Genomic DNA, 21,517 nt, shown 5'->3' with positions numbered 1-21,517 from the left:
CTCCCGTTCAAGTCGCCGCAAACGCCGTTGTGACGACGCCCAGACCGGCGATGGTGGTTTCGATGATGTCGCCCGGCGAGATAGTGACCATGGGCCCGAGTGCGCCGGTCATGATGACGTCGCCCGCGACGAGGGGACGCGCCACTTCGATCATCTTGCGAGCGAGCCACAGCGCGGCATTTAATGGATGTCCAAGGCATGCCGCACCCACGCCGAGGGACACGACCTGCCCCTTGCGCTCCATGAGCATTCCGCACGTGCGCAGATCGACTTCCGACAGCTTCCTGGGCCGCGTTCCCAACGCGTACAGGCCGGATGAGGCGTTGTCCGCAACGGTGTCCAGGAGCTTGATGTCCCAGTGCTTGATGCGGCTGCCGACAATTTCGACCGCCGGGACGACGTACGCAATGGCGGACATCAACTCGGACAGCGTCACATGCTCCTGGCAAAGATCTCGCTCGAGTACCACGGCCACTTCCGCTTCCACCTTCGGCTGGAGCACGCGCCCCAAGGCGACCACCTCATCCGGCGCGAGCTCCATGTCGGCGAACAGCATGCCGAAATCCGGCGAATCCACGCCCAGCTGTTGCTGAACGGATTGCGACGTGAGGCCGATCTTGCGGCCCGTCAGACGCCGCCCGATTTCGAGGCCGTGGCGCGTGTTGATTTCCTGTACCGCATAGGCGCCGGCCACGCCGAGCGCGGCCAGTTCGTCTCGCACAGGAGGAATGGGAAGACCCTCCCGTGCCGCCTCGCGAAGGGACGTGGCCAGCCTTTCAAGTACTACGGTGTCCATGTTCATAGGCGCCTTAGAGTGAGGGATTCAGGTTGTCAGGGCACGAAAAGACGAGTTTCCAGGGCTTCATGACGACGCTCTTGAACAGCGACGCCTTGGCAAACGGATCGTTGGCGGCGAGTTCCGAGGCGTCATGCTCATTGGGGACTTCATAGACGAACAGGGCACCGCTGCCGTCTGCAAAGGGGCCGGCGACCACCAGCCGCCCCTGTTGCAACAGGTCCTGCAGATAGGCGCGATGGGCGGGCCGAAGCTGTGCAATACGTTCGGGCTCGTTGGCGTACTCGACGATGGCTGCGAATTTCATGATGAGATCAATGGTTGAGAAAGCCGATGGAGATCCAGGGCACGGCTGCCACGAGGGCGGTGCCGATGAAGAGCGAGATCATGTAGCGCCAGATGTGGCGTACGCCCTCGCTCGGTTGGGTGCGACTGATCGCACAGGCCGCGTAGTAGCCGACGCCGAACGGAGGCGCGAAGAGGCCGATGCCCATGGCCAGTACGACCACCATCGAGTAGTGCACGTCGTGAATGCCGAGCTGGCGGGCGATCGGAAACAGCAGGGGGCCGAACAGCACGATGGCGGGAATCCCTTCCAGCACGCTGCCGAGCAGCATGAAGGCGATGATGGAGACTGCGAGGAACGCGGCAGCGCCGCCCGGCAGCCTCGCCATGGCATCCGCCAGATCGCCGGAGAATCCGGATTGCGTGAGCGACCATGCCATGCCGGTTGCAGTGCCGATGATGAGCAGGATCGCGCCGGACAGCGCGGCCGTGTCCACGAGTGCAGGCCACAGTTTCCGGACGTCGAGCTTACGGTACACCAGTAGCCCCACCACGATCGCGTAGACGATGCCGATGGTGGACACCTCGGTGGCGGTGGCGACGCCTTCCACGACGGCAGCGCGAATGACGAACGGCAGCGCGAGCGCGGGGAGGGCGACGACGAAGCTTTTGCCCACCGCAGTCCAACTTGCCTTGGCCGTGGTCGCGCAATTCGATTTGCGCGAGCGCCACCACACCGCTGCGCCGAGCATCGCGGCCAGCACGATGCCGGGCAACAGGCCACCCGTGAAGAGATCGGAGATCGAGATACCGGTGACGGATCCGATGGTGATGAGCACCAGGCTGGGCGGAACCGTTTCGGTCTGCGCGCCGGTGGCGGCGAGTAGTGCGACCATGTTGCCGTCCTCGGCGCCACGTTTCTTCATTTCCGGGAACAGGGCCGGTGCGATTGCTGCCATATCCGCCGCCTTCGAGCCCGAGATGCCCGACACCAGGTACATCGAGCCGATGAGCACGTATGACAGGCCGCCGCGCACGTGACCGAGCAGATTGGCCAGGAACTGCACCATCGCCTTGGCCATCGACGTCATCTCGATCAGCACCCCCAGAAAGACGAACAGGGGCACCGCCAGCAGGATCAGGTGCGACATCCCTTCGTCCATCCGCCCGACGATCACCGTAGTGGGTGTCGAGGTGGTGAGAGACAGATAGCCGAATGTCGCTAGTCCGAACGCGAAGGCGATCGGCACGCCAGCGAAAACCAGCAGCCCGACGATGGCGACGAAGAATACCAGCAGGTTGGCGTTGCCGAGCGCTTGCAGCAGCGGTTGCAGTGCAACCAGGGCTCCCACGACGCAAACGCACGCAACCATCGCCACCAGTGCCGTGCGCAGACTCGACGTCATCAGTACGCGTACCACGCTCATCAGCAGGATGATCCCGATGCCGACGGGTAGCGCGGCTGCGCGCCAGGCGTTGGAGATATCCAGCGCGGGCAAGGTGACCAGCGCCTCTTCGCTGGCGAATTCGTATGCCGGGTGGGCGACCAACGCTAGCCACGTCAAGGCGGCCACCGTGGCGACCAGCTCGAACACGCCGCGCCAGTGGGGCGCGGCGCGATCGACCAGCGCCGTCATACGCATGTGGCCGCCGCGCCGGAAGGCGACCGCGGAGCCCAGCATGATGAGCCAGATGAAAAGCAGTGAGGCGAGCTCGTCCACCCAGATCAACGGAGTGTGCAGGGCATAGCGGCTCAAGACTCCGCTGAACAGCACACCGATTTCCGCCACCACCAGCAGCGCGGCCGGGATCTCGGTTGCCGCGCCCAACACCTTGTCTGTCAGATACAGCACGCGAGCGAGCGTTCCCGGTTCAGGGGTGCCAGCAGGGCGAGCCATGGCCTGCGAGTCGACTTCGACCGTATGGATGGACATGACTTGCCTCCATTACCGTTGCGGCAACCCGAGCACGTTGGCCTGGATTTCCGGATCGACGAAGCGTTCCAGACGCTCGGGATGGACGATGATCGTGATCTCGCACGAACCCGTGCCAACCGTCAGGCCGAGAAGATGGCCGCCGACACTGTTGAACGTGCCATCCGTGACCGTGCCGTGCGCGTGGATGGATGGCTTGCCCTCCTTCCATGCAATCGATCCCGTCATGTTGGCCATCTCGACATTGCGAAACGTCTTGGGGTCGAACTGCTTGCGGTCGAAGTCATAGAAGCCGAACGTGGCTTCGGACATAAACCCGATGCCGGTGAAGCTGGCGCTCGGAATCTTCTCCGCCTGGGCGAGTTGGGCCAGACTTTCCAGCACGTTGTCCCCATGGCGAAGCACCATCAGATAGCCGGTGGAGGTCTTCATGTACTTGCCTTTGAGGTCTGCTGCGACCGCGCTGTGCATCATCGGGGCAGAGAGCGTGATGCCGAGTACGAACAGCGAGGCCAGGCGCTTGATGTAGTTCATGACGTTTCCTGTATTTGCGGGCGAGTGCCACCCTGGCGGTGGCTCAATGCCACCGGCCATGGTCGGTTGTAGAGAGAACGTGACTTGGCTAAGCGAGCTGGCCCGAATACTTCTCGAGCAGCGACCACGTGTCGGCCGGAAACTTCTTCTTCCAGTCCTTGTAGAAGCCCGCCTTGCTCAGGTAGTCGCGGAAGGCCTTCACGTCAGGCTGGTTGAAGATCATGCCGCGGTCCTTGAGTTGTTCGCGCAGGCGTGCGTTCAAAGCATCGACGGCCTGGCGCTGTTTGACGGCATAGGCGTCGAACGTCGTGGACGCAATCTGCCGCAAATCTTCGGGCAGGGCGTTCCATGTGCGCATGTTACCGACCAGCCAGAAACCGTCCCACACGTGAGAGGTGAGCGAGCAGTACTTTTGGACTTCGTACAGCTTCTGCGTCTCCAGGATGGTCAGCGGGTTTTCCTGTCCGTCCACGATTTTGGTCTGCAGCGCGGTATAGGTCTCCGCCATATTGATGCCGGCGGGGGCGGCACCAAACGCCTTGAACAACGAGGTGAGGGCGGGGCTCAGCGGTACGCGGATCTTGAATCCATTGAAGTCCTGCGGCATGGCAATCTGCCGGTTGCTGCTGGTGACCTGGCGGAACCCGTGGTCCCAGATTCGAGCTTGAGGTACCAGGTTGATCCTGGCGAATGCCGCGCGGATATGCGCCCCTAGCTCGCCATCCATGGCTCGCCACACATGGTCGTAGCTAGGAAACGCAAAGCCGATCCCGCTGATGGATGCCGTCGGCACCAGCGTGCCCCAGATGAGCCCCGCGGTGCTGACAAAGTCGATGGCCCCGGAGCGCACTTGTGAAATCATGTCAGTGTCGCTGCCGAGCTGGCTGTTGGGAAATACCTGGATGTTCAGCCGACCATTCGAGACACGGGCAATCTCGGCGGCTGCTGCGATCAAGTTGGCCGTGGTCGGGTGGCCGGGTGCCAGTGCGATGCCGAGCTTGTAATGATAGGTTTGCCCGGCCGCACGTGCCCGTGGGCTGAACATCACGCCCGAGGCGGCCGAAGCCGCTGCAATGGCTAACCCCTGTTTGAGCGCCAGGCGACGCCCGCTATTGATGCTGCTCATGACTTGTCTCCTGTGGGTTCCCGCCTTTTTATTGTGTTCAGCGGGATGACGCGGGCGGTATCAGGTCGTCAGTGGCTGTCGATTGCTCAGGTACGTGGCGAAGCTCCGGGCGCCATCCCAATCCTGGATCAGTGTCAGCCGGCGCTTGAGGAACAGCCCGTCGGCCACACGTTCCGCAAATGCCTCGAACGTTTCGGTCGGGTCGTTGATCTCGAATACGAAGTAGACCTTTGCTTCTTCGTTGGACAACCACGGGCCGGCCAGCAGCTTGAGGTCCGCGGGAAGGTTGTGCGGTCGCACACCTTCGCGCAGCTTCCCCAGGAAATCCACTACGCCTTGCATCGTCTTGGGCGACATGTCGCGCAGCCACACTTCATTGAAAAACTTGGGCATCTTCTTTTCTCCTTCGGCGTTTACGTGCACTGATCAGGCGTTCGCCACGCGATCCGTATGGGCTTTCAACTGGTCCCAACCGGACAACAGAGTCAGCTTGCGGTGAGCAAACAGGCCACTCATGACGCGCTCGGCATAGGCATCGAACATGGTCGACGGGTCGTCGATCTCGAAAACGAACATCACCTTCGCCTCCTCGGCCGAGAGCCAGGGGCCCGCGACCATGCGCAGATCGGGCGGAAGGTTGTCGGGTTTGGTACCCACGCTCAGGTTGCCGAAAAAGGTCACGGCCTCTTCCATGACTTGTGGCTTGATGTCGCCAAGCCATACTTCGTTCAGAAACAAAGGCATTGATGTCTCCAGGTCAATGTTCTGTCGCAGGTGTTGCGACTCGACGCCTGAAGCGTACGAAATTGCGCTACGTCGTCATATGCACAAATCGAGATATCAGATTTTCCCGGGTGGCGTGCGCGAACGACACGTGAGCGCAAGTTGCCGGCACGATCGCTGTGATTCGTTAGAGGAATGCACGCGTGCCGAGCGCATGCGGCAGCGAATACGTGGCACGAATGGACCGTCGAGGAAGTGCGCTGTCTCGTTCTCTGCGAGACTATGTGGACCGTTTGGATTGCTTGGGTAGGGCCGATCGGCATGCCCTGGGACGATCTCTGCCGTTCAAATGCCAAAGAAGATGTCGCTTCCGGGAGGACCCCGGAGCAGGGAGCGGGCATGATTGTCGCGCGGCCTCGGTCATTGGCCGAGGCGCGATACATGACACGTCATCCCCGGTCGATGAAAAATGGCGGACGGACCATTTGATTGCTGTTCCTCCTTCATGAATCGGACGACAGCGACGGCATGGACGGTGAGGTGCGCACCACCGGTTTGCATTGCATGAGCGTACCTGTCGGTGATGCGTAGATTCACTCCGAGCCAAGCGTATCGGAGTGAATCGGTCGCAGGAATTTTCCCGATTTTTTCAAAAGAGTTTTCGCAAGATGCGCATTTTTATTCAACGCAGAAACGAGTACTACTATGTTTCCGCGGCGGGCTAGCGGCGATCGATGGAAAGTGATCGTCACGACGGCTGCTTCGCGGCGTGCGTTGCGCTTTGACAAACGATGCTGTCGGAGCCTGTCGATCGCGCGCGCTTGACCTTCGTGACCGTCACAATCCACCGGAATAGAGATAAATGAGGCGATGCAAGATTGGTTACATTCTGGTGATGTCGATGCTGATCGGCCTGATACCTGACGCTGTACGGGCAAGTGAAGCGCAACAATCTCGACGCCCGCTGGTCGTGGGCGAAATCAATTTGACGTTCTATCAAGTAGCGGCAGCGGTTGTTGTCGAGGTACTGGAGAGACTGGGTCACCCCGTAACCATCGTTGGCGGAAATCATCCACAGATTTACGACGCGCTGGGCAAGAGCAAGGTTGACGTGCTCGTCGCATCGTGGCTTCCACACGCCCATGGTCCGCTGCAGCAGCCATTGGCCGACAAGCTCGTTGAGGCGACGACGCTGTACACCGACGCACGCCTTTTCTGGGCTGTGCCTTCCTATGTGCCGGAGAGCGATGTTTCCAGTATCGACGATCTTCGCAAACCGGACGTCGCCTCGAAAATGGACAAAGATATTGCCGGCGTCGGTCCGGGGGCGGGGCTGATGGTCGGATCCGAAAAAGTGATGTCGTCGTACGGACTGACGGCGGTCGGTTATTCGTTGCGTGTCGCGCCGGTGAGCGAATGGGCCGCCCATCTGGGATCCGCCTATGCCGCGAGGAGATGGATGGTCATGCCGCTTTGGCAACCGCAATATCTCAATGCGATGTATTCGATGCGGGTGTTGAGGGATCCGAAAGGCATCTTCGGCGATGACAGGGCCGTCGTCGTGGTTCGGAAGGGCGTCTGGGAGTCGCTGCCCGCGCATAGCCGCGACGTGTTGGGCCGAGTGCGATTGAGCGTGCCGGTCGTGACCGAGCTGGAGCGCCAACTGGTCGTCGAACACCTGCCGGCGAGGACAGTCGCTCAGAACTGGATGCGACGCAATCGAACGGAAACCGATGCCTGGTTCGCGGAGTGAGCCGCGATTGATCGGGATTGGCGATGAACGGCCGACCGATGCTGAACAGGTCGGCGTGGCCTGCCGCCAGCGTTTGCTCAGCGAGGGTTAGCGTGTATTGGTTGTTTGCGATGTACATACCGTTAAACTGTTTGCGAAGCGCTGCAAAGCTGATATCGCTGTCCGTCTCGCGACTCACCTGAGTCACGCCTTCAATGTCATGGATATAGAGCAGTCCGATTTTCGACAATGCGGCGAGATAGGCGGTAAATGTCGTCATTGTTTTGCTATCGACGGGCGTATTGCCGGGCGTCGTGGTCACTGGCGAGATGCGAATGCCGACGCGATCGCGGCCCCATACATCGACAACTGCCTTGACTACCGCGAGTGGGAAGCGCAGTCGATTCTCGATCGAGCCGCCGTATTCGTCGGTACGACGATTCGTACTATCGCGAACAAACTGTTCGAGCAGATAGTTGTTGGCTGAATGGATCTCGACGCCGTCGAAGCCTGCGCGCTTCGCATTATCCGCCGCACGGCGGAAGTCCTCGACGATGAGCGGAATCTCTTCGGTCTCGAGGGCGCGAGGCGTAACGAAGTCCTTCAGGCCGTAGTGAACCCGTATCTGGTCCTATGGTTTGATGGCGGAGGGTGCCACGGGCAGCGCACCATCGTGCATGTCAGGATGGGACATCCGGCCAGTGTGCCAAAGCTGTAGAAAGATCTTGCCGTGACGCCGATGGACGGCATCGGTGATCAGCCTTCAGGCAGCGACCTGAGCTTCGGTCCAGATTCCCGGGGTGCGGGGGTAGCCGCGAGCCTGGGCAGAAATATTGATCGCTTCGGTAATGATGAGGCCAGCATCGGCACGTTGCGCGTAGTAGTCTGCCGCGTATTCCGGCGGCACGCCCACGTCGTCGGAGCGGCACCGGGTCATTGGTGCCATAACGATGCGATTCTTCAATCGCAAGCTGCCGAAAGCGACAGGCTGCAATACAGGGCTTTGGGTATGAGTGTATATGTTTAAGATCCCTTAGTGATTGGAAAGACGGGGAACTGACGAGTGTGGAATGGATCAATCGACCATCTTGGCCCGGACCACCTGCGCATTGGTGAACGCGCACGATATTGCGTGTTCAGAGGCTGCCGCCGATAAATCGTTTCGCTGCGATTAGAGGTTCGCGTGGGCGGAGACGACGAAGGCATCCGCGTCTCCAAGCTCCCACGCCTGGAACGGATACTCGGTGACGATCTCGCCGGTTGCCGGATCACGCGAAGTTGCGTCGATGGCCAAAGAAGGGCACTGTCGACTTGGCTGACTTCGTCGACGACGATCCATAACGCACTGCGGCTCAGAAGCCAGTCGACGGAGTTTGGGTGACGTTGGTAAATTCGCGCCACGCGGCAAACCGGGGCGCGAGGTGTTTGCGATAGAGAGAAGCGCGCAGCAAATGTCGTTTCAGTGCGAAGTGCTGCCGGATCGGACCGAAGCTCGACAGGAGGGCCTGCGTACGCTTCGGGTCGCGAAAGCCTCGCATGCGCCGCTCGCGCTCCCGTGTGGGCTGATGGCTATTCTCCGCTCGGTTGTGCACGGGCCGCAGCTTTGACGAACACATGCTTCACGTTGAGCAGCTCCGGAATGTCGGCTTTCGCCGCCGGATAGCTGCGCAATTGATCGGTGACGATCTTGCGGGGCACCGGGTTCGAACGCAGCACACGCTTGAAGAAACGCTTGGCTGCGGTTTTGTCGCGCCGCTTTTGCAGCAAGATGTCGAGTTCGGCGCCGCGCTCGGCTTGCGGCGCGCCGCTTTCACACGCTGGGCAAAGCCCGCGCCGAACTTCTCGCACCAGCGGCGAATCGTCTCGTAGCTGACCGTCACTCCGCGCTCGAACATCAACTCCTCGATATCGCGCAGGCTGAGCTGGAACCGAAAGTACCAGCGCACCGCGTGGCTGATGACCGTCGCCGGGAACCGGTGGCCGTGATAAAGCGATTTCCTTTTCGTCGTCATCGCATCATGTTAGGCGAACACCCCGCCAACGTGACAACGCCGTCGACCAACATTGTGGAAAGACCAGGTCTCACAAAGCGCTTCACTATCTGATGACCGACTGCGGCTTCGAAGAGGCCCGCGCGGTGGCGCAAGAGTCGGAAATCGGTCTTCATTGCGCCGATCGGCGCGTCGTCAATGCGGTTGGACTGATGTATCCGAGGCTGCTGGAACCCGGCCATATCAGCGATGTGGCAGAGGCAGTGGGTCACGACAGAGCGCGAGGTGACGCGGCTGTTCAGGAAGCACCTGCGTACCTCTCCTGGCGGCTATTGGCGCAAGATCCGACTGAAATCTGCCCGCTGGATGATGCTGAACAGTAACCAGTCCGTCAGCCAGATCGCCTATGAGTGCGGCTTTACCGACAGATCACACCTCATTCAACGGTTCAAGCGGGTCTACGGTGCGACGCCGACAAAACTGAGACAACTGCGAAATGACCTGGGGGTTCATTGAGGCAGTCCTTGGTCGCGTGTCAGAAAAAACCGCCACGACAGGCGAAGCTGCGTGCTGCGACGACTGATTCAGGCCTACGCGTCGAGACATTTCCGGATCGGTTACGCGCTTCATCGCCAGTTCAACGCAGGCGAAAATCCGTCGATGCCGATCACGTCCGAGTAGCGTAGTCGTATCGCCCTCGAACGACTCGGTGTAACGTTGTCCCGACACCAATGGGGCTCAAACGGTGGCAGCATGCTCGTTGGCATAGGTCCAGGGATAGTCTGACGGCCGAATATTGAGCGTTACCAAGGACACGAACAGAGCTTCAAGCGCCGCAGCATCGAGTATTGGGGGCAACGATGGGGGCCACTATTCGGCGAGAAGAACACAATTGATTGATGGCAAGGGATCCGGCCGGTCGATTCGGGTCGGCCTCAGACCAGGAAGTTGAACGTGCCTCCCCCGGGGCCGTTCTGGAAGAAGCGCTGTCGGTCGGTTGACCGGCAGCGCTTTTTTGTTGATGCCGGGCTGTATCTGCGCGATACGCGGGATCTCTCGGGCGCACGGAAATTCGGGGCGCGAATCGCGTAATATCGTGATCACTTTTCATGCACGACACGCGCTTTTTGCCGAGGACGGTATAGATGAAGAACATCGTACACACGTCGATTTCCGTTCTGACGCTGACGCTGACGCTGACGCTGACGCTGACGCTGACGCTGACGCTGGCTGGACCGGCATTTGCCGCCACGCCCGCCGACAATGTCGCATGGAGCGCCAAACCCGTGCAGACCGACGCATCGTCGCCGGAGTGCTCGGCCTACTCGGGCCGACTGATCTCGAGCGGCGTGTCGCTGTCGGGCGAAACCGTCCTGAAATCGGTCGGCACGGCGCTGCTCGGCTCCGCATTGGGTTTCGCCGGCGGGTATCAGGGTGCAGTTCCCAACCCGTGCCGGCACGCCGGCCTGTGAGTTGCCCGAGGCAAACCGCGCATATCGTTACCGCATTTGATGAAAAGCGCCGCACGTCGACCGACCGCGGCGCTTTGTCGTTTTGAGCGGACCTAATCCCAGAAACTTCGCACCGCGACCGCGACGATCACCGGCACCGAGAACACCAGCGGAATCGCGAAATACTGCGCTTCGCGATCGACGATCCAGCTATAGATCAACCACGCCACGCCGATCGCGAATGTGACGAGGCCGACCAGTACGGCGGCGATATTCAGAACCAGCTTCGACGGCTGGCGGCGCGCTTTGTCGTTGGTGTCGGGTTCGCGCGGAGATGATTTCATCTGAAGAAGGGCCTGGCAGGTGTAAAAGCACAGGAGACCCCATCCGCACCGATCGCGCAAGGGCCGGCGCATGCCGGCCCCGTAGCGTGGGCACAGCGTTACAACCCGAACGACACGGCCAGTTCGTCGAGCCGCTCGCGCTGGAACGCGACGAACCGTTCACCCGGCTGCTGAGCGATCGCGAGGTCGAGCATCGGATCCGCGACAGCGGTGCGCATGCCGGCCAGCTCCTCGACGATCGCGAGGCCGCAGAACGGCACGTACGCCTCCGAATAGCCGCCTTCATGGACGATCACGAGCCGCCCGCCGCAGTGGCGCTGTGCGGCCTCCTTCACCGCGCGCGTCATGAACCGGTAGCTGTCGGTATGCAGTTGCATGCGCGCGAGCGGATCGACCGCGCTCGCATCGAGGCCGCTCGCGACGACGATCAGTTCCGGCCGGAACCGCTCCAACGCTGGCAGCACGATCCGCTCGAAGGCATAGCGATACGCATCGTCGCCGCTGCCTGCGAGCAACGGCACGTTCAGGTTCGCACCGACGCCCGCGCCTTCGCCGCGATCGCCGCCGCCGCTGTAGCCGGGCGGAAAGCAGCGGTCCTGATGCAGCGAGATCGTCAGCGTGTCCGGATCGTCGTAGTAGATCGACTGCGTGCCGTTGCCGTGATGCACGTCCCAGTCGATCACCGCGACGCGGCCGATGCCGTGCTTCGCGCGCGCGCCCTCGATCGCGATCGGGATGTTCGCGAGCAGGCAGAAGCCCATCGGGCGATCGCGCAGGCAGTGATGGCCGGGCGGCCGCGACAGCGAGAACGCGTTGGCCGCATGCTCGGCGACGACGGCGTCGACCGCCGCGATCGCGAGCCCCGCGGATAGCGCCGCGATCTCGTAGCTGCCCTTGCCGAAGGGCGCGAGGTCGCCGAGGTCGCCGCCGTGCGCATCGCTGAGCGCACGAAACGCGTCGAGGTAGCTTGCCGGATGGATGCGCAGCAGGTCGCCGGTGGTGGCCGGTGCGGCGTAGCGCATGTCGAGGTGGGCGGCAAGGCCCGACGCCTGCACGAGCGACAGGAAGCGGCGCTTCGAGTCGGGCGATTCCGCATAGCCGGCGCTCGACGGCGGCTGGACCCAGCCACCGACCGGGAAGAACAGCGCGTGCGTGCCGCCGGTGTGCCAGAAAGTGCGTTCGTCGGTGAAGAAGGCAGTGCGATTCATGGATGAGCTTGACCTGTCACGGTTGGGAGGAAACGGAAGTCGTCGCAGCGCGTGCGCGGCGATCGATATGGCGCAGCGCGGCGAACGACGCGATCGCGACGGCGGTTGCGGCCGCGAACAGCGCGCGCATCGTGCCGCCGGCATCGAGCAGCAGCCCGGCGAGCAGCGGGCCAGCCGCGAGGCCCGCCCCGATCACGAAATTGAGCGTCGCGACGAGGCGCCCGGATGTGTCGATCTGCGCGACGGTCGCGAGAATGAACGGCAGCACGAAGGTCCACGCGAACTTGAACGCGAAGATCGCGGCGCTGTAGCCGCTCGCATGCGGCAGCGCGGCGAGTGCGACGAGCGACGCCGCGAGCAGCGCGTAACCGGCAGCCAGCATCGCGCGCCGCGCAAGCCGGCCGCCCGCGCACGATGCGAGCGCCGCGCCGGCTATCCCCATCACGCTCGCGATCGCGAGCACGTTGCCGGTCGACTGCGGATCGAGTCCGGCTTGCGCCGCCGCGCGGCTCGCGAACGTCCATACGCTGCCGATCGCGAGATAGAACGTCAGCACCGCGCCGATCGCGAGCGCGACGAAGCGTCGCGATGCATCTGTCGCGGTGCCGCGTACTGCTTGTGCCGACGCGGTGCGCACTCCGAGCATCGATGGAAAGCCGCGTGATAGCGGTGCCGCGAGCAGCGCGAGCACGGCCAGCGCGGCGTACAGCGCGCGCAGCCCGAACGCGGCGAACACGTGAGGCAGCACGAACAGGCCGATCGCGCCCGCGATCAATTGGCCGACCACCCACAGCCCGTACACGCGGTCGCTGTTCTCGCTCGTGGCGGCGCTGGTCATGCAGAGCACCATCAGCGAGCCGCCGCCGAGCGCGGTGACGGCGCGCAGCGCGAGCAGCGTGACGAAGCCGGGCATCCACAGCGCGGTCAGCAGGTTGCCCGCACCGAATAGCGCGATCGCGCAGGCGGCGACGCGGCGCGCATCGACGCGGCCGAGCCACAGGTACGACGGCACGGTCGCGAGGCTGAACGCGCCGAGCTCGACGAAGAAGTAGGTGCCGATCTGCGACGCGGACAGCCCGAGCTGCGTCACCAGCTGTCCGGCGACGGCCGGCGCGACGAGCAGCAGCAGCGGCGTGATGGCCGCGAACACGACGAGCGCGACGAGCGTCGAGCGCGCGAAAGTCGACGCGCGGCCGTCGGACGGCAGCGCGGCATCGGAGCAAAGGGTTTTCATGAAGGGATCTCGCTGGACGGAATCAGAACAGGTGGTACATGCCGACCATCGCGCCGAACTGCGATGCACCGGCGAGCGGCGTCGGGTCGTATTCGTAGACGGTCTGCGCGCTCTGGCCGCTGTTGCGCGCATAACCGAGGTTCACGTAGGCGACGGTGCGTTTCGACAGCGCGTAGGTGGTGCTCGCGATGAACAGCGTCGGGTGGCCGATCGCCGGCGTGCGTGAATCGGTGTGGTAGACGCCCGCGTTCAGCCCGATTCCGCCCGGCGTCAGGTAACGCGCGCCGCCCCAGACGATCGTGCGTGCCGCATCGAGGTCGCCGGTCAGGCGTTCGACGCCCGCGTAGACGGTGAGCGGCAGCGTCGCGAATGCATAACGTGCGGCGAGCGTGCCGAGTTCGCGGCGGCGCGCGGACGCGTCGTCCGCTGCGGATGCGTCGCCGTGCGCCTGATGCAGTACCGCGCTGACCGACAATCCGTTGCTCGTGTACTGGCCGCCGAGTTCGAGCACGCGCCCGGCGCGTGTATTGCCCGCGACGCCGGCTGTCGCCGCGAGCGCCTCGACATCGAAGCCGGCGAACGTCGGCGACTGGTACTTGATCGAGTGGTCGATGAAGTTCGCCGTCATTGGCACGATCACGCCCTGGCCGCTGTATGACGCGTACCACAGCGGGTCGTAGAACAGCGTCTTGTCGAACAGCACGCTGAATTGCCGCCCGAGCGTGACGGTGCCGATCGGGCCCGCGACACCCACGTACGCGCCGCGGAAGAATGCATAGCCGGGGACGGTCGCGGTGCCGTCGTTGAGGTTGAGGCCCTGTTCGAGCTTGAACAGCGCGCGCCAGCCGCCGCCGAGATCCTCGTTGCCCTTCAGTCCGACCTGCGACGGCAGGATCCCGTAGTTCTGCAACTGCACGGCCGCGTGCCGTCCGTCGGCATGCGTGAGGTACTGCACGCCGGCGTCGAGCGCGCCGTACAGCGTGAGGGTCGATTGCGCGTGCGCGGCGAGGCTGCAAGCGGCGAGCGCCGCGGCGGCCGTGGCCGTGCGGATGAAGCGAGGTGTCATCACGTGGGGTTCTCCATACCGTCCTGCATCGTGTGTCGTTGGTGTTGTCGCGACGCAGTGTCCGCAGCAGGAAAGCCGGCGAACAGTCGTGCAGATGAACGGTATGGAAAACCCGCGGTGCACGGCATGGACATGGTGCGACGCCGCCGCACGGCGTGCTGCGCAGCAGCAACGCGGGGCGTACCGTCCAAATGGATGGGGTTGTCGCGCGTTCCCGCGGCGGGGCCCGCCAAAAATGCCGGTCGCTATAATCGGCCGGTCTGCGTTGCGCGCATCAGCAGCCCGATCGGGCAGGGGAGCGGAAGGTGAGGATCACGACGGATATCGGGCCGGATCTCGACGCGCTGCGCGACGTACCGGCCGCGATCGTGCTCGACGAATCCGCATGGCCGCCGCTGCCGTCCCGACGCGCCGATTTCGACGGTGTGACGCGCGGCGACGCGGCGCAGCGAGAACTCGGCCTGATGCTGCTCGACCTGTACGCGGTCGCCGCGCAGTCGGGCATCGGCGAATTCGAGTGCCGCTTCTTTTCGCTGCTGCAGGCGCTGATCCCGTTCGATGCCGCATGGACCGGCGTCGCGACGCACGTGCCGACCGGCCCCGTGATGCACAACAGTTTCCTGTACCGTCTTCCGCATGCGTTCTTCAGCGACTGGAAACGCGTGCGCGATTGCGATCCGTTCGCGCAGCGCACGCTGCCCGGCGCATATGGTCGCGCGGTGCGTCTGTCGATCGTCGAGCCGGGGGGCGACGTGCGGTTTCGCGACTGGTGCGTGAAGTACGGGCTGGCGCAACTGATGTGCGTGTGTACGCTCGATCGCCGCTTCGGGCTGACGACCTTCATGTCGATCTACCGCCAGGGCCTGAACCGTCCGTTCAACGATGACGACGCGAGCCGCTTCGAGGAAGTGATCCCGCATCTGGCGGCCGCGCTGACGATCAATCGCACGGCCCAGCTCACGCGCGAGCGCGGCGATGCGGTTGCGCCGGCGGCACGCGCGCTGTGCGACAACTTCGGCGTGCTGCATCACGCCGATCATGGTTTCGACGACGTGCTGCGGACCGAATGGCCGGCGTGGACGGGCTCGCGCGTACCGGAGCCGCTGGTCGCGCATGTGCGGCGCCAGTCGGGCCAGCCCTTCGTCGGCGATGCGTTGCGCATCCAGTGCGTGCCCGTCGCGGGGCTGTTCCAGATCGAGGCGCGGCCGCGTTCGCTGCTTGACCGGCTCAGCCCGCGCGAACTGGCTGCGATCCGCTATTACGGTGCGGGGCGCTCGCACAAGGAGGTCGCGCAGCAGATGGCGATTTCACCGACGACCGTGCGTCACTACCTGCGCTGCGCGTACCGCAAGCTCGGCATGCACGACAAGAGCCAGATCGCCGGCGTGCTCGGCGCGACGGGCGGTCCGGTTGACGACGAGCCCGTGGAGGCGGGCGCCGTGCCGCGCTGAATCGCTCAGGCGAACACCTGCCGCGGGCACACGCGAGAATGGTTGTATCCGCAACCATTGGGCGTTATGCTCGTCAGCTCCCAGCAGACGGATTTCCATCATGAACGACACGAATTCAGGGTCGGTGCGCGCGGCGGTGGTCGGTGTCGGCGCGATCGGCGGATTGCTCGCGGCAGCGCTGTCGCGGGCCGGCATGACGGTGAGCGCATACGCGCGCGGTGCGACGCTCGATGCGCTGAACGCGCACGGCGTGCGCGTGGTCGACGAGGCGGGCGCCGTGTCGTCGGTCCCGGTGCGCGCGAGTGATGACGCGGCCGCGCTCGGCGTGCAGGACTACGTGGTGATCGCGCTGAAGGCGCAGGCGCTGCCGGCGCTGGCCGCGCGCATCGCGCCGCTGGTCGGGCCTGGCACGGTGATCGTCGCCGCGATGAACGGGCTGCCGTGGTGGTTCACGCACGGGCTCGCAGGCCCGATCGACGGCGTGCCGCTCGATGCGGTCGATCCGGCCGGTGCCGTCTCGGCGGCGCTGCCGCCCGCGCAGGCGATCGGTTGCGTCGTGCATCTGTCGTCGAGCACCGATGCGCCGGGTATCGTGCGCCGCGGCCGCGGCAATCGCCTGATCATCGGCTCGACCGATCCGCGGCTCGACGCGCCTGCCGCGCGGTTCGCGGCGGCGCTCGCCTCGGGCGGCTTCGATGTCGAATCGACGCCGGTGATCCGCACCGAGATCTGGGCGAAGCTGTGGGGCAACATGAACATGAATCCGTTGAGTGCGCTCACGGGTTCGACCGCCGAGCAACTGCTCGACGATCCGTTCACGCAGGATCTCGCGTTGCGAATGATGGAGGAGGCGGCCGCGATCGGTGCGAAGCTTGGTCTCGATACGGGGATGAGCGGGCCGGAACGGATTGCCGTGACGCGCAAGCTCGGCGCGTTCAAGACGTCGATGCTGCAGGATTTCGAGGCTGGGCGACCGCTCGAAATCGGGCCGATCCTCGGCGTGTTTCCGGAGCTGGGTCGCAAGCTCGACGTGCCGACGCCGTATTGCGACGCGGTGCTTGGGCTGCTGCGTCAGCGCGCGGTGAACAGCGGGCTATAGCGAAAAGGGATCGCTGCGGGGATGGCCTGGCGTGATGAAGAACGACGAGCAGTCGTTCGGTACGTGGCCGGCAGGGGAGGCCGGGCCGACGCCCATGTGCTTGCGCGACTCGGGCGACCTGCAGATTCGTCTGGATAAACGGGCGGGCGCCGGATCGCTCGTGACGCGTCTGCGCGGCCCGCGCGGCAATTCCGGTGCGTGTACCGCGCATGTGCAACGCGCGTGCGGCACGGATTGCGCCCGCTGCGCGATTCACTCGTCGCGTTCGACCGCGTGCGCGACCACCTTGTCGAGCAGCCGCTCGAACGCCTGGCGCTCGCTGTCGGACAGGCATGCGAGCAAGCCTTCGTTCCACTTGCGCACGATCGGCATGATCTTGCGATGCAGCGCGCGGCCGTCGGTGGTCAGCGCGATCAGCACGATCCGGCCGTCCTCCTCGCTCGCGCTGCGCTCGAGCAGCCCCTGGCGCAGCAGCGCTTCTGCCGCGCGGCTCGCCTGGCTTTTGTCGAGATTGGTGTGGCGCGCGAGATCCATGATCGAAAACGGACCGAACGCGCCGACGGCGGCGATCACGCGCGCCTCGGGCAGCGAGATGTCCAGCTTGTACCGGTACACCTCGGCGATCCCGCGGTCGGATCGCTTCGTGAGCGCATGGAGGCGATAGGTCAGAAACTGATCGAGCCCGGCTTGACGGCCTTTCATGTCGAATCCTGAAGAAAAAGGGCGGGCCCGATTGTTCCTGTATCGCGCGCTCGGGTCAACGGTCAGTGTGCGCCGTACTTCAGCCGTGTCAACTGTTCCGCTTCGTTCACGAGCAGATTCGCCGCGTCGCGGATCGCGACGTCGAGCGTGATCGGCCCCGGCGCCGGCGAGAAGCAGCCAGAGAAGTGTTCGGACAGGCGCGGCAGCGCGGCCGGGTCGACCGCACCCGACAGCAGCGACGCGGGCACGCCCGCGGTCCGCGCGTGACGGCAGGCGATGAACGGCGCCTTGCCGTGCAGCGTCTGCACGTCGGAGCGGCCTTCGCCGGTGATCAGCCAGTCGGCGCCGGCGAGCGCCGCATCGAGCCCGACCTGCCGTGCGACGACTTCCGCGCCGGCTTCGAACTGCGCGCCCAGCATGTGCAGCGCAAAACCGAGGCCGCCCGCGGCGCCGGCGCCCGGCAAGTCGCGGGCACGACCAGCGGAAGTCCCCGTGGGACGCCGGTCGAGCGCGGCCTCGAGCAGGTCGGCGAAGCGGCCGAGCGCAGCGTCGAGGGTCTCGACCTGCTCGGGCGTCACGCCCTTTTGCGGGCCGAACACCGCGGTCGCGCCGTGCGCGCCGGTCAGCGGGTTGTCGACGTCGGACATGCCGACGAATTCCGCTTCCTTCAGGCGCGGATCGAGCCCCGATGCGTCGATCCGCGCGATGTCGGCGAGCCGGGACGGGACGGGTTCGACTGCCTGGCCGGCCGCGTCGAAGCACTGCAGGCCGAGGCCCGCGAGCAGCCCTGCACCCGCGTCGTTCGTGCTGCTGCCGCCGAGTGCGACGAAGAAGCGGCGCACGCCTTCGTCGAGCAGCGTGCGGATCGCTTCGCCCATCCCGCGCGTGCTGCGCGCGTCGACCGGTACGCTCATGCCGACCGCATCGGTGATCCCGACGATCTCGGCCGTCTCGACGATCGCCGTGCGCGCGTCGATCACGCCGACTGCCGCATCGCGTGCCGCGAGCGACGCGCCGGCCACCCGCAGCGCACGCCGCGTGCCGCCGCCTGCCAGCATCGCGTCGAGCGTGCCTTCGCCGCCGTCGGCCATCGGGCAGCAGCGCACGACCGCGTCGGGCCGGGCGCGGCGGATGCCGGTGGCGATCGCGTCCGCGACCTGCTCGGCGGAAAGCGAGCCTTTGAACGAATCGGGCGCGATGACGACGACAGGCGCGGACGGGTGTTGCGGCATGGTGTCTCCGGAAGGTGTAATTGATGTGAGGAATGGGGGCGTGACGGCGACGCACCCTCAATCGGAGCTTACAGGATGGTGGGCCGGCGGTGGATACGGCGTTCGGCATAGCGGCGATCTGCGAACATCGCCGTGCACGGACAGCGGGTATGCACGTACGTCGTGCCGATCTAGCGGTGCGAGGAAAATTGTTTGCTAGAATAGTCGATTCTTCCGGCCAAAGCCGTGCTCCGAGCCGCTTGCGCTAGCCATCCGGCGCGTGCAGGGATGGCGTGGCGCTCCGGCGCGGCGTGTGTGTGACGCACCTCACGCTGCAGGCAGGCACGGCAAGGAAAACCCGATTCGCTCGAATAATTTTAGGACGATTGAAGCCATGGCTAACGTTGTTGAGAACCTCGGCAAGCTTGAACGCCGCGTGACGATTTCCCTGCCGAAGGACACCGTGCAGAAGGAAATCGACGCCCGTATCCAGAAACTCGCGAAGAACGTTCGCATGCCGGGTTTCCGCCCGGGCAAGGTGCCGCTGAAGATGGTTGCCCAGCAGTACTCGGGTCAGGTCGAAGCGGAAGTGCTGAGCGACAAGATCGGCCAGGAATTCTTCACGATCAGCCGCGCGGAAAACCTGCGCGTCGCCGGCCAGCCGAGCTTCGAGCCGAAGCAGGAACAGGCTGAAGATGCGTACGCGTTCGACGCGACGTTCGAGGTCTACCCGGAAGTGAAGATCGGCGATCTGGCGACGGCTGAAGTCGAGCGCTCGACGACGTCGATCGGCGACGCCGAAATCGACCGCACGCTGGACATCCTGCGCAAGCAGCGCGTGCACTTCCACGCTCGCGGCGAAGCCGGCGAGCACGGCGACGGCGGCGCAGACACCGCAGCGAAGAACGGCGACCGCGTGACGGTCGACTTCGTCGGCAAGATCGACGACGTCGCGTTCCAGGGCGGCACGGCCGAAGACTTCCCGTTCGTGCTCGGCGAAGGCCGCATGCTGCCGGAATTCGAAACGGCGGCGCTCGGCCTGAAGGCTGGCGAACAGCGCACGTTCGACCTGAAGTTCCCGGACGACTACCACGGCAAGGACGTGGCGGGCAAGACGGCGCAATTCACGGTCACGATGAAGAAGATCGAATGGCCGCACCTGCCGGAAATCGACGGCGAATTCGCGAAGTCGCTCGGCATCGAAGACGGCGACCTGACGAAGATGCGCGGCGAGATCAAGGAAAACCTCGAGCGTGAAGCGAAGCGCCGCACGCAGTCGATCGTCAAGAACCAGGTGATGGACGCGCTGCTGAAGATTTCCGAACTCGACGTGCCGAAGGCGCTGATCGAGCAGGACCAGCAACGCCTCGTCGAAATGGCTCGCCAGGATCTGGCGCAGCGCGGCGTGCCGAACGCGAAGGACGCACCGATCCCGGCCGAGATGTTCGCCGAGCAGGCAGAGCGTCGCGTGAAGCTGGGCCTCGTGCTGGCCGAGCTCGTGAAGTCGAACAGCCTGGAAGCGAAGCCGGAACAGATCCGCGCGGAAGTCGACGAGTTCGCGAAGAGCTACGAAGACCCGAAGGAAGTGGTCCGCTGGTATTATTCGAACCAGCAGCGCCTCGCCGAGATGGAAGCGTTCGTCGTTGAAAGCAACGTCGTCGACTTCGTGCTGGGCAAGGCAAAGGTGACGGACAAGGAAGTGAGCTTCGAAGCACTCGCGAGCGCATCGGCGCAAGCGTAAGCGTCGCTCTAGCGGCGTGCCGGCTGTCGGAGCGACGGCCTGCACGCCGTTTTTACGTCAAGCGCACGGTTGCCATTAATATGGCGATTGAGCGGGCGGCTTCCTTCCGTTCAATTTTCCATTCGAACAAGGTTCATTGAATGATCACTCGCGCTGAATTGCTGGACATGCTTGCTTCGAACGCGCCGCAAGGTTTCGAGGCGCAAGCGCTGGGGCTGGTGCCGATCGTCGTCGAAACGAGCGGCCGCGGCGAGCGTTCGTACGATATTTATTCGCGTCTCCTGAAGGAGCGCCTGGTGTTCATGGTCGGCGAAGTGAACGACCAGACCGCCAACCTCGTGGTCGCGCAGTTGCTGTTCCTCGAGAGCGAGAATCCCGACAAGGACATCAGCCTCTACATCAACAGCCCGGGCGGTTCGGTGTCGGCCGGCATGGCGATCTACGACACGATGCAGTTCATCAAGCCGGACGTATCGACCCTCTGCATGGGCCTCGCGGCCAGCATGGGCGCGTTCCTGCTCGCATCGGGCGCGAAGGGCAAGCGTTTCGCGCTGCCGAACTCGCGCGTGATGATTCACCAGCCGCTCGGCGGCGCACGCGGCCAGGCATCCGACATCGAGATCCAGGCGCGCGAAATCCTCTACCTGAAGGAACGGCTGAACAACCTGCTCGCGCAGCACACGGGCCAGGACGTCGAGCGCATCGCGCGCGACACCGACCGTGATAACTTCATGTCGAGCGAGGACGCGAAGGCGTACGGGCTGATCGACCAGGTGCTGCTGAAGCGCCCGTGAGCTTAAGTGGGGTGCCGCCCCGATTCGCGCGGCGCCCCTGCTACGTCCCGAGTGCCTTGAGCATCTGCGGCAAGCGCATCCAGCCGACTCCGGTC

At 64.2% G+C, this 21,517-nt stretch carries 23 protein-coding genes and 2 pseudogenes; 9 read left to right on the top strand and 16 right to left on the bottom strand.

The genetic code is table 11. The annotated features are described in order from the left end of the window. Positions 1-7: 7 nt before the first annotated feature. From AC1Z3W_RS29110 to AC1Z3W_RS29080, 7 genes are all read right to left on the bottom strand, one after another. Complete coding sequence (locus AC1Z3W_RS29110) at positions 8-802, bottom strand: fumarylacetoacetate hydrolase family protein (RefSeq protein ID WP_124833150.1); 795 nt, start codon at positions 800-802, stop codon at positions 8-10. A gap of 7 nt (positions 803-809) precedes the next feature. Continuing rightward, positions 810-1,103 (bottom strand): YciI family protein, encoded by a 294-nt coding sequence (locus AC1Z3W_RS29105; protein ID WP_124833151.1) that lies wholly within the window; start codon positions 1,101-1,103, stop codon positions 810-812. A gap of 7 nt (positions 1,104-1,110) precedes the next feature. After that, positions 1,111-3,015, bottom strand: coding sequence for a TRAP transporter large permease (locus AC1Z3W_RS29100; protein WP_483509022.1), 1,905 nt, complete (start codon positions 3,013-3,015; stop codon positions 1,111-1,113). Between the two features lie 12 nt (positions 3,016-3,027). Continuing rightward, the gene (locus tag AC1Z3W_RS29095; protein ID WP_483509021.1) at positions 3,028-3,549 is read right to left on the bottom strand and encodes a PPC domain-containing DNA-binding protein; all 522 of its coding nucleotides are present in this window, start codon (positions 3,547-3,549) and stop codon (positions 3,028-3,030) included. A gap of 88 nt (positions 3,550-3,637) precedes the next feature. Further along, a complete protein-coding gene (locus tag AC1Z3W_RS29090; protein WP_057925353.1) occupies positions 3,638-4,675 on the bottom strand; it encodes a TRAP transporter substrate-binding protein in 1,038 nt (345 codons plus the stop codon). Positions 4,676-4,735: 60 nt separating this feature from the next. Beyond that, on the bottom strand, positions 4,736-5,068 hold the full coding sequence (locus AC1Z3W_RS29085; RefSeq protein WP_057925436.1) for a hypothetical protein: 333 nt from the start codon (positions 5,066-5,068) through the stop codon (positions 4,736-4,738). A gap of 33 nt (positions 5,069-5,101) precedes the next feature. Continuing rightward, complete coding sequence (locus AC1Z3W_RS29080; RefSeq protein ID WP_057925352.1) at positions 5,102-5,419, bottom strand: hypothetical protein; 318 nt, start codon at positions 5,417-5,419, stop codon at positions 5,102-5,104. An 880-nt stretch (positions 5,420-6,299) separates the two neighbouring features. Here AC1Z3W_RS29080 and AC1Z3W_RS29075 point away from each other — a divergent pair. After that, on the top strand, positions 6,300-7,151 hold the full coding sequence (locus tag AC1Z3W_RS29075) for a glycine betaine ABC transporter substrate-binding protein (protein ID WP_483509019.1): 852 nt from the start codon (positions 6,300-6,302) through the stop codon (positions 7,149-7,151). Between the two features lie 70 nt (positions 7,152-7,221). Here the strand turns inward: AC1Z3W_RS29075 and AC1Z3W_RS29070 are convergent. Beyond that, positions 7,222-7,686, bottom strand: a pseudogene (locus AC1Z3W_RS29070) (oxidoreductase); the annotation flags it as partial. On the opposite strand from AC1Z3W_RS29070, the gene AC1Z3W_RS29065 reads away from it, so the two are divergent. Beyond that, a complete protein-coding gene (locus tag AC1Z3W_RS29065) occupies positions 7,618-7,848 on the top strand; it encodes a hypothetical protein (RefSeq protein ID WP_244104822.1) in 231 nt (76 codons plus the stop codon). The pseudogene AC1Z3W_RS29070 and the gene AC1Z3W_RS29065 sit on opposite strands and share 69 nt — an antisense overlap. 45 nt (positions 7,849-7,893) lie before the next feature. Here AC1Z3W_RS29065 and AC1Z3W_RS29060 read toward each other — a convergent pair whose 3' ends face one another. Both AC1Z3W_RS29060 and AC1Z3W_RS29055 read right to left on the bottom strand, forming a co-directional pair. Next, positions 7,894-8,124: an oxidoreductase gene (locus AC1Z3W_RS29060; RefSeq protein WP_282434847.1), complete on the bottom strand. Its 231-nt coding sequence runs from the start codon at positions 8,122-8,124 to the stop codon at positions 7,894-7,896. Positions 8,125-8,482: 358 nt separating this feature from the next. Next, positions 8,483-9,142 (bottom strand): annotated as a pseudogene (locus tag AC1Z3W_RS29055) (IS6 family transposase). Between the two features lie 92 nt (positions 9,143-9,234). Between AC1Z3W_RS29055 and AC1Z3W_RS29050 the strand changes: the two are divergent. The 3 genes from AC1Z3W_RS29050 to AC1Z3W_RS29040 all read left to right on the top strand — a co-directional run bounded on the left by AC1Z3W_RS29050 (position 9,235) and on the right by AC1Z3W_RS29040 (position 10,593). Then, positions 9,235-9,504 carry a hypothetical protein gene (locus tag AC1Z3W_RS29050; protein ID WP_483509649.1) on the top strand — a complete coding sequence of 90 codons (270 nt, stop codon included), beginning with the start codon at positions 9,235-9,237 and terminating at the stop codon, positions 9,502-9,504. Continuing rightward, a complete protein-coding gene (locus AC1Z3W_RS29045) occupies positions 9,407-9,637 on the top strand; it encodes a helix-turn-helix domain-containing protein (protein ID WP_483509017.1) in 231 nt (76 codons plus the stop codon). The genes AC1Z3W_RS29050 and AC1Z3W_RS29045 overlap by 98 nt, the downstream gene beginning before the upstream one ends. A gap of 629 nt (positions 9,638-10,266) precedes the next feature. After that, on the top strand, positions 10,267-10,593 hold the full coding sequence (locus tag AC1Z3W_RS29040; protein WP_483509015.1) for a hypothetical protein: 327 nt from the start codon (positions 10,267-10,269) through the stop codon (positions 10,591-10,593). Positions 10,594-10,685: 92 nt separating this feature from the next. Here the strand turns inward: AC1Z3W_RS29040 and AC1Z3W_RS29035 are convergent, their stop codons facing one another. The 4 genes from AC1Z3W_RS29035 to AC1Z3W_RS29020 all read right to left on the bottom strand — a co-directional run bounded on the left by AC1Z3W_RS29035 (position 10,686) and on the right by AC1Z3W_RS29020 (position 14,424). Next, entirely contained in the window at positions 10,686-10,916 is a 231-nt protein-coding gene (locus AC1Z3W_RS29035) for a hypothetical protein (protein WP_057925349.1), read from the bottom strand. Between the two features lie 98 nt (positions 10,917-11,014). Beyond that, on the bottom strand, positions 11,015-12,124 hold the full coding sequence (locus AC1Z3W_RS29030) for a class II histone deacetylase (protein WP_124833156.1): 1,110 nt from the start codon (positions 12,122-12,124) through the stop codon (positions 11,015-11,017). A gap of 16 nt (positions 12,125-12,140) precedes the next feature. Next, the gene (locus tag AC1Z3W_RS29025; RefSeq protein WP_483509014.1) at positions 12,141-13,358 is read right to left on the bottom strand and encodes an MFS transporter; all 1,218 of its coding nucleotides are present in this window, start codon (positions 13,356-13,358) and stop codon (positions 12,141-12,143) included. A gap of 22 nt (positions 13,359-13,380) precedes the next feature. After that, positions 13,381-14,424 (bottom strand): porin, encoded by a 1,044-nt coding sequence (locus AC1Z3W_RS29020; RefSeq protein WP_483509611.1) that lies wholly within the window; start codon positions 14,422-14,424, stop codon positions 13,381-13,383. A 305-nt stretch (positions 14,425-14,729) separates the two neighbouring features. Between AC1Z3W_RS29020 and AC1Z3W_RS29015 the strand changes: the two genes are divergently transcribed. Next, entirely contained in the window at positions 14,730-15,875 is a 1,146-nt protein-coding gene (locus AC1Z3W_RS29015; RefSeq protein ID WP_124833159.1) for a helix-turn-helix transcriptional regulator, read from the top strand. A 100-nt stretch (positions 15,876-15,975) separates the two neighbouring features. Continuing rightward, positions 15,976-16,974 (top strand): 2-dehydropantoate 2-reductase, encoded by a 999-nt coding sequence (locus AC1Z3W_RS29010; RefSeq protein ID WP_057925344.1) that lies wholly within the window; start codon positions 15,976-15,978, stop codon positions 16,972-16,974. A 252-nt stretch (positions 16,975-17,226) separates the two neighbouring features. Here AC1Z3W_RS29010 and AC1Z3W_RS29005 read toward each other — a convergent pair whose 3' ends face one another. After that, on the bottom strand, positions 17,227-17,676 hold the full coding sequence (locus AC1Z3W_RS29005) for a MarR family winged helix-turn-helix transcriptional regulator (RefSeq protein WP_057925343.1): 450 nt from the start codon (positions 17,674-17,676) through the stop codon (positions 17,227-17,229). A 62-nt stretch (positions 17,677-17,738) separates the two neighbouring features. Further along, on the bottom strand, positions 17,739-18,908 hold the full coding sequence (locus AC1Z3W_RS29000; protein WP_124833160.1) for a glycerate kinase: 1,170 nt from the start codon (positions 18,906-18,908) through the stop codon (positions 17,739-17,741). A gap of 373 nt (positions 18,909-19,281) precedes the next feature. Here AC1Z3W_RS29000 and tig point away from each other — a divergent pair, with 373 nt between their 5' ends. Together tig and clpP are read left to right on the top strand one after the other, a co-directional pair. Then, entirely contained in the window at positions 19,282-20,628 is a 1,347-nt protein-coding gene (tig, locus tag AC1Z3W_RS28995) for a trigger factor (RefSeq protein ID WP_057925341.1), read from the top strand. A gap of 140 nt (positions 20,629-20,768) precedes the next feature. Beyond that, complete coding sequence (clpP, locus tag AC1Z3W_RS28990) at positions 20,769-21,422, top strand: ATP-dependent Clp endopeptidase proteolytic subunit ClpP (RefSeq protein WP_006496351.1); 654 nt, start codon at positions 20,769-20,771, stop codon at positions 21,420-21,422. Positions 21,423-21,517: the final 95 nt, after the last annotated feature.

This window comes from Burkholderia sp. 10_S31 (assembly GCF_056930375.1).
Note: the sequence above shows the minus strand (reverse complement) of the source record. Positions and strands in the feature narration are given on the sequence as shown.

What these genes read in the sequence shown, in the direction of transcription:
- AC1Z3W_RS29090 (WP_057925353.1), bottom strand. Translation starts at nt 4,675, where the DNA reads ATGAGCAGCATCAATAGCGGGCGTCGCCTGGCGCTCAAACAGGGGTTA.
- AC1Z3W_RS29110 (WP_124833150.1), bottom strand. Translation starts at nt 802, where the DNA reads ATGAACATGGACACCGTAGTACTTGAAAGGCTGGCCACGTCCCTTCGC.
- AC1Z3W_RS29050 (WP_483509649.1), top strand. Translation starts at nt 9,235, where the DNA reads ATGACCGACTGCGGCTTCGAAGAGGCCCGCGCGGTGGCGCAAGAGTCG.
- AC1Z3W_RS29025 (WP_483509014.1), bottom strand. Translation starts at nt 13,358, where the DNA reads ATGAAAACCCTTTGCTCCGATGCCGCGCTGCCGTCCGACGGCCGCGCG.
- tig (WP_057925341.1), top strand. Translation starts at nt 19,282, where the DNA reads ATGGCTAACGTTGTTGAGAACCTCGGCAAGCTTGAACGCCGCGTGACG.
- AC1Z3W_RS29030 (WP_124833156.1), bottom strand. Translation starts at nt 12,124, where the DNA reads ATGAATCGCACTGCCTTCTTCACCGACGAACGCACTTTCTGGCACACC.
- AC1Z3W_RS29075 (WP_483509019.1), top strand. Translation starts at nt 6,300, where the DNA reads ATGCTGATCGGCCTGATACCTGACGCTGTACGGGCAAGTGAAGCGCAA.
- AC1Z3W_RS29065 (WP_244104822.1), top strand. Translation starts at nt 7,618, where the DNA reads ATGGATCTCGACGCCGTCGAAGCCTGCGCGCTTCGCATTATCCGCCGC.
- AC1Z3W_RS29010 (WP_057925344.1), top strand. Translation starts at nt 15,976, where the DNA reads ATGAACGACACGAATTCAGGGTCGGTGCGCGCGGCGGTGGTCGGTGTC.
- AC1Z3W_RS29040 (WP_483509015.1), top strand. Translation starts at nt 10,267, where the DNA reads ATGAAGAACATCGTACACACGTCGATTTCCGTTCTGACGCTGACGCTG.
- AC1Z3W_RS29100 (WP_483509022.1), bottom strand. Translation starts at nt 3,015, where the DNA reads ATGTCCATCCATACGGTCGAAGTCGACTCGCAGGCCATGGCTCGCCCT.
- AC1Z3W_RS29105 (WP_124833151.1), bottom strand. Translation starts at nt 1,103, where the DNA reads ATGAAATTCGCAGCCATCGTCGAGTACGCCAACGAGCCCGAACGTATT.
- AC1Z3W_RS29085 (WP_057925436.1), bottom strand. Translation starts at nt 5,068, where the DNA reads ATGCCCAAGTTTTTCAATGAAGTGTGGCTGCGCGACATGTCGCCCAAG.
- AC1Z3W_RS29095 (WP_483509021.1), bottom strand. Translation starts at nt 3,549, where the DNA reads ATGAACTACATCAAGCGCCTGGCCTCGCTGTTCGTACTCGGCATCACG.
- AC1Z3W_RS29035 (WP_057925349.1), bottom strand. Translation starts at nt 10,916, where the DNA reads ATGAAATCATCTCCGCGCGAACCCGACACCAACGACAAAGCGCGCCGC.
- AC1Z3W_RS29080 (WP_057925352.1), bottom strand. Translation starts at nt 5,419, where the DNA reads ATGCCTTTGTTTCTGAACGAAGTATGGCTTGGCGACATCAAGCCACAA.
- clpP (WP_006496351.1), top strand. Translation starts at nt 20,769, where the DNA reads ATGATCACTCGCGCTGAATTGCTGGACATGCTTGCTTCGAACGCGCCG.
- AC1Z3W_RS29005 (WP_057925343.1), bottom strand. Translation starts at nt 17,676, where the DNA reads ATGAAAGGCCGTCAAGCCGGGCTCGATCAGTTTCTGACCTATCGCCTC.
- AC1Z3W_RS29000 (WP_124833160.1), bottom strand. Translation starts at nt 18,908, where the DNA reads ATGCCGCAACACCCGTCCGCGCCTGTCGTCGTCATCGCGCCCGATTCG.
- AC1Z3W_RS29020 (WP_483509611.1), bottom strand. Translation starts at nt 14,424, where the DNA reads ATGACACCTCGCTTCATCCGCACGGCCACGGCCGCCGCGGCGCTCGCC.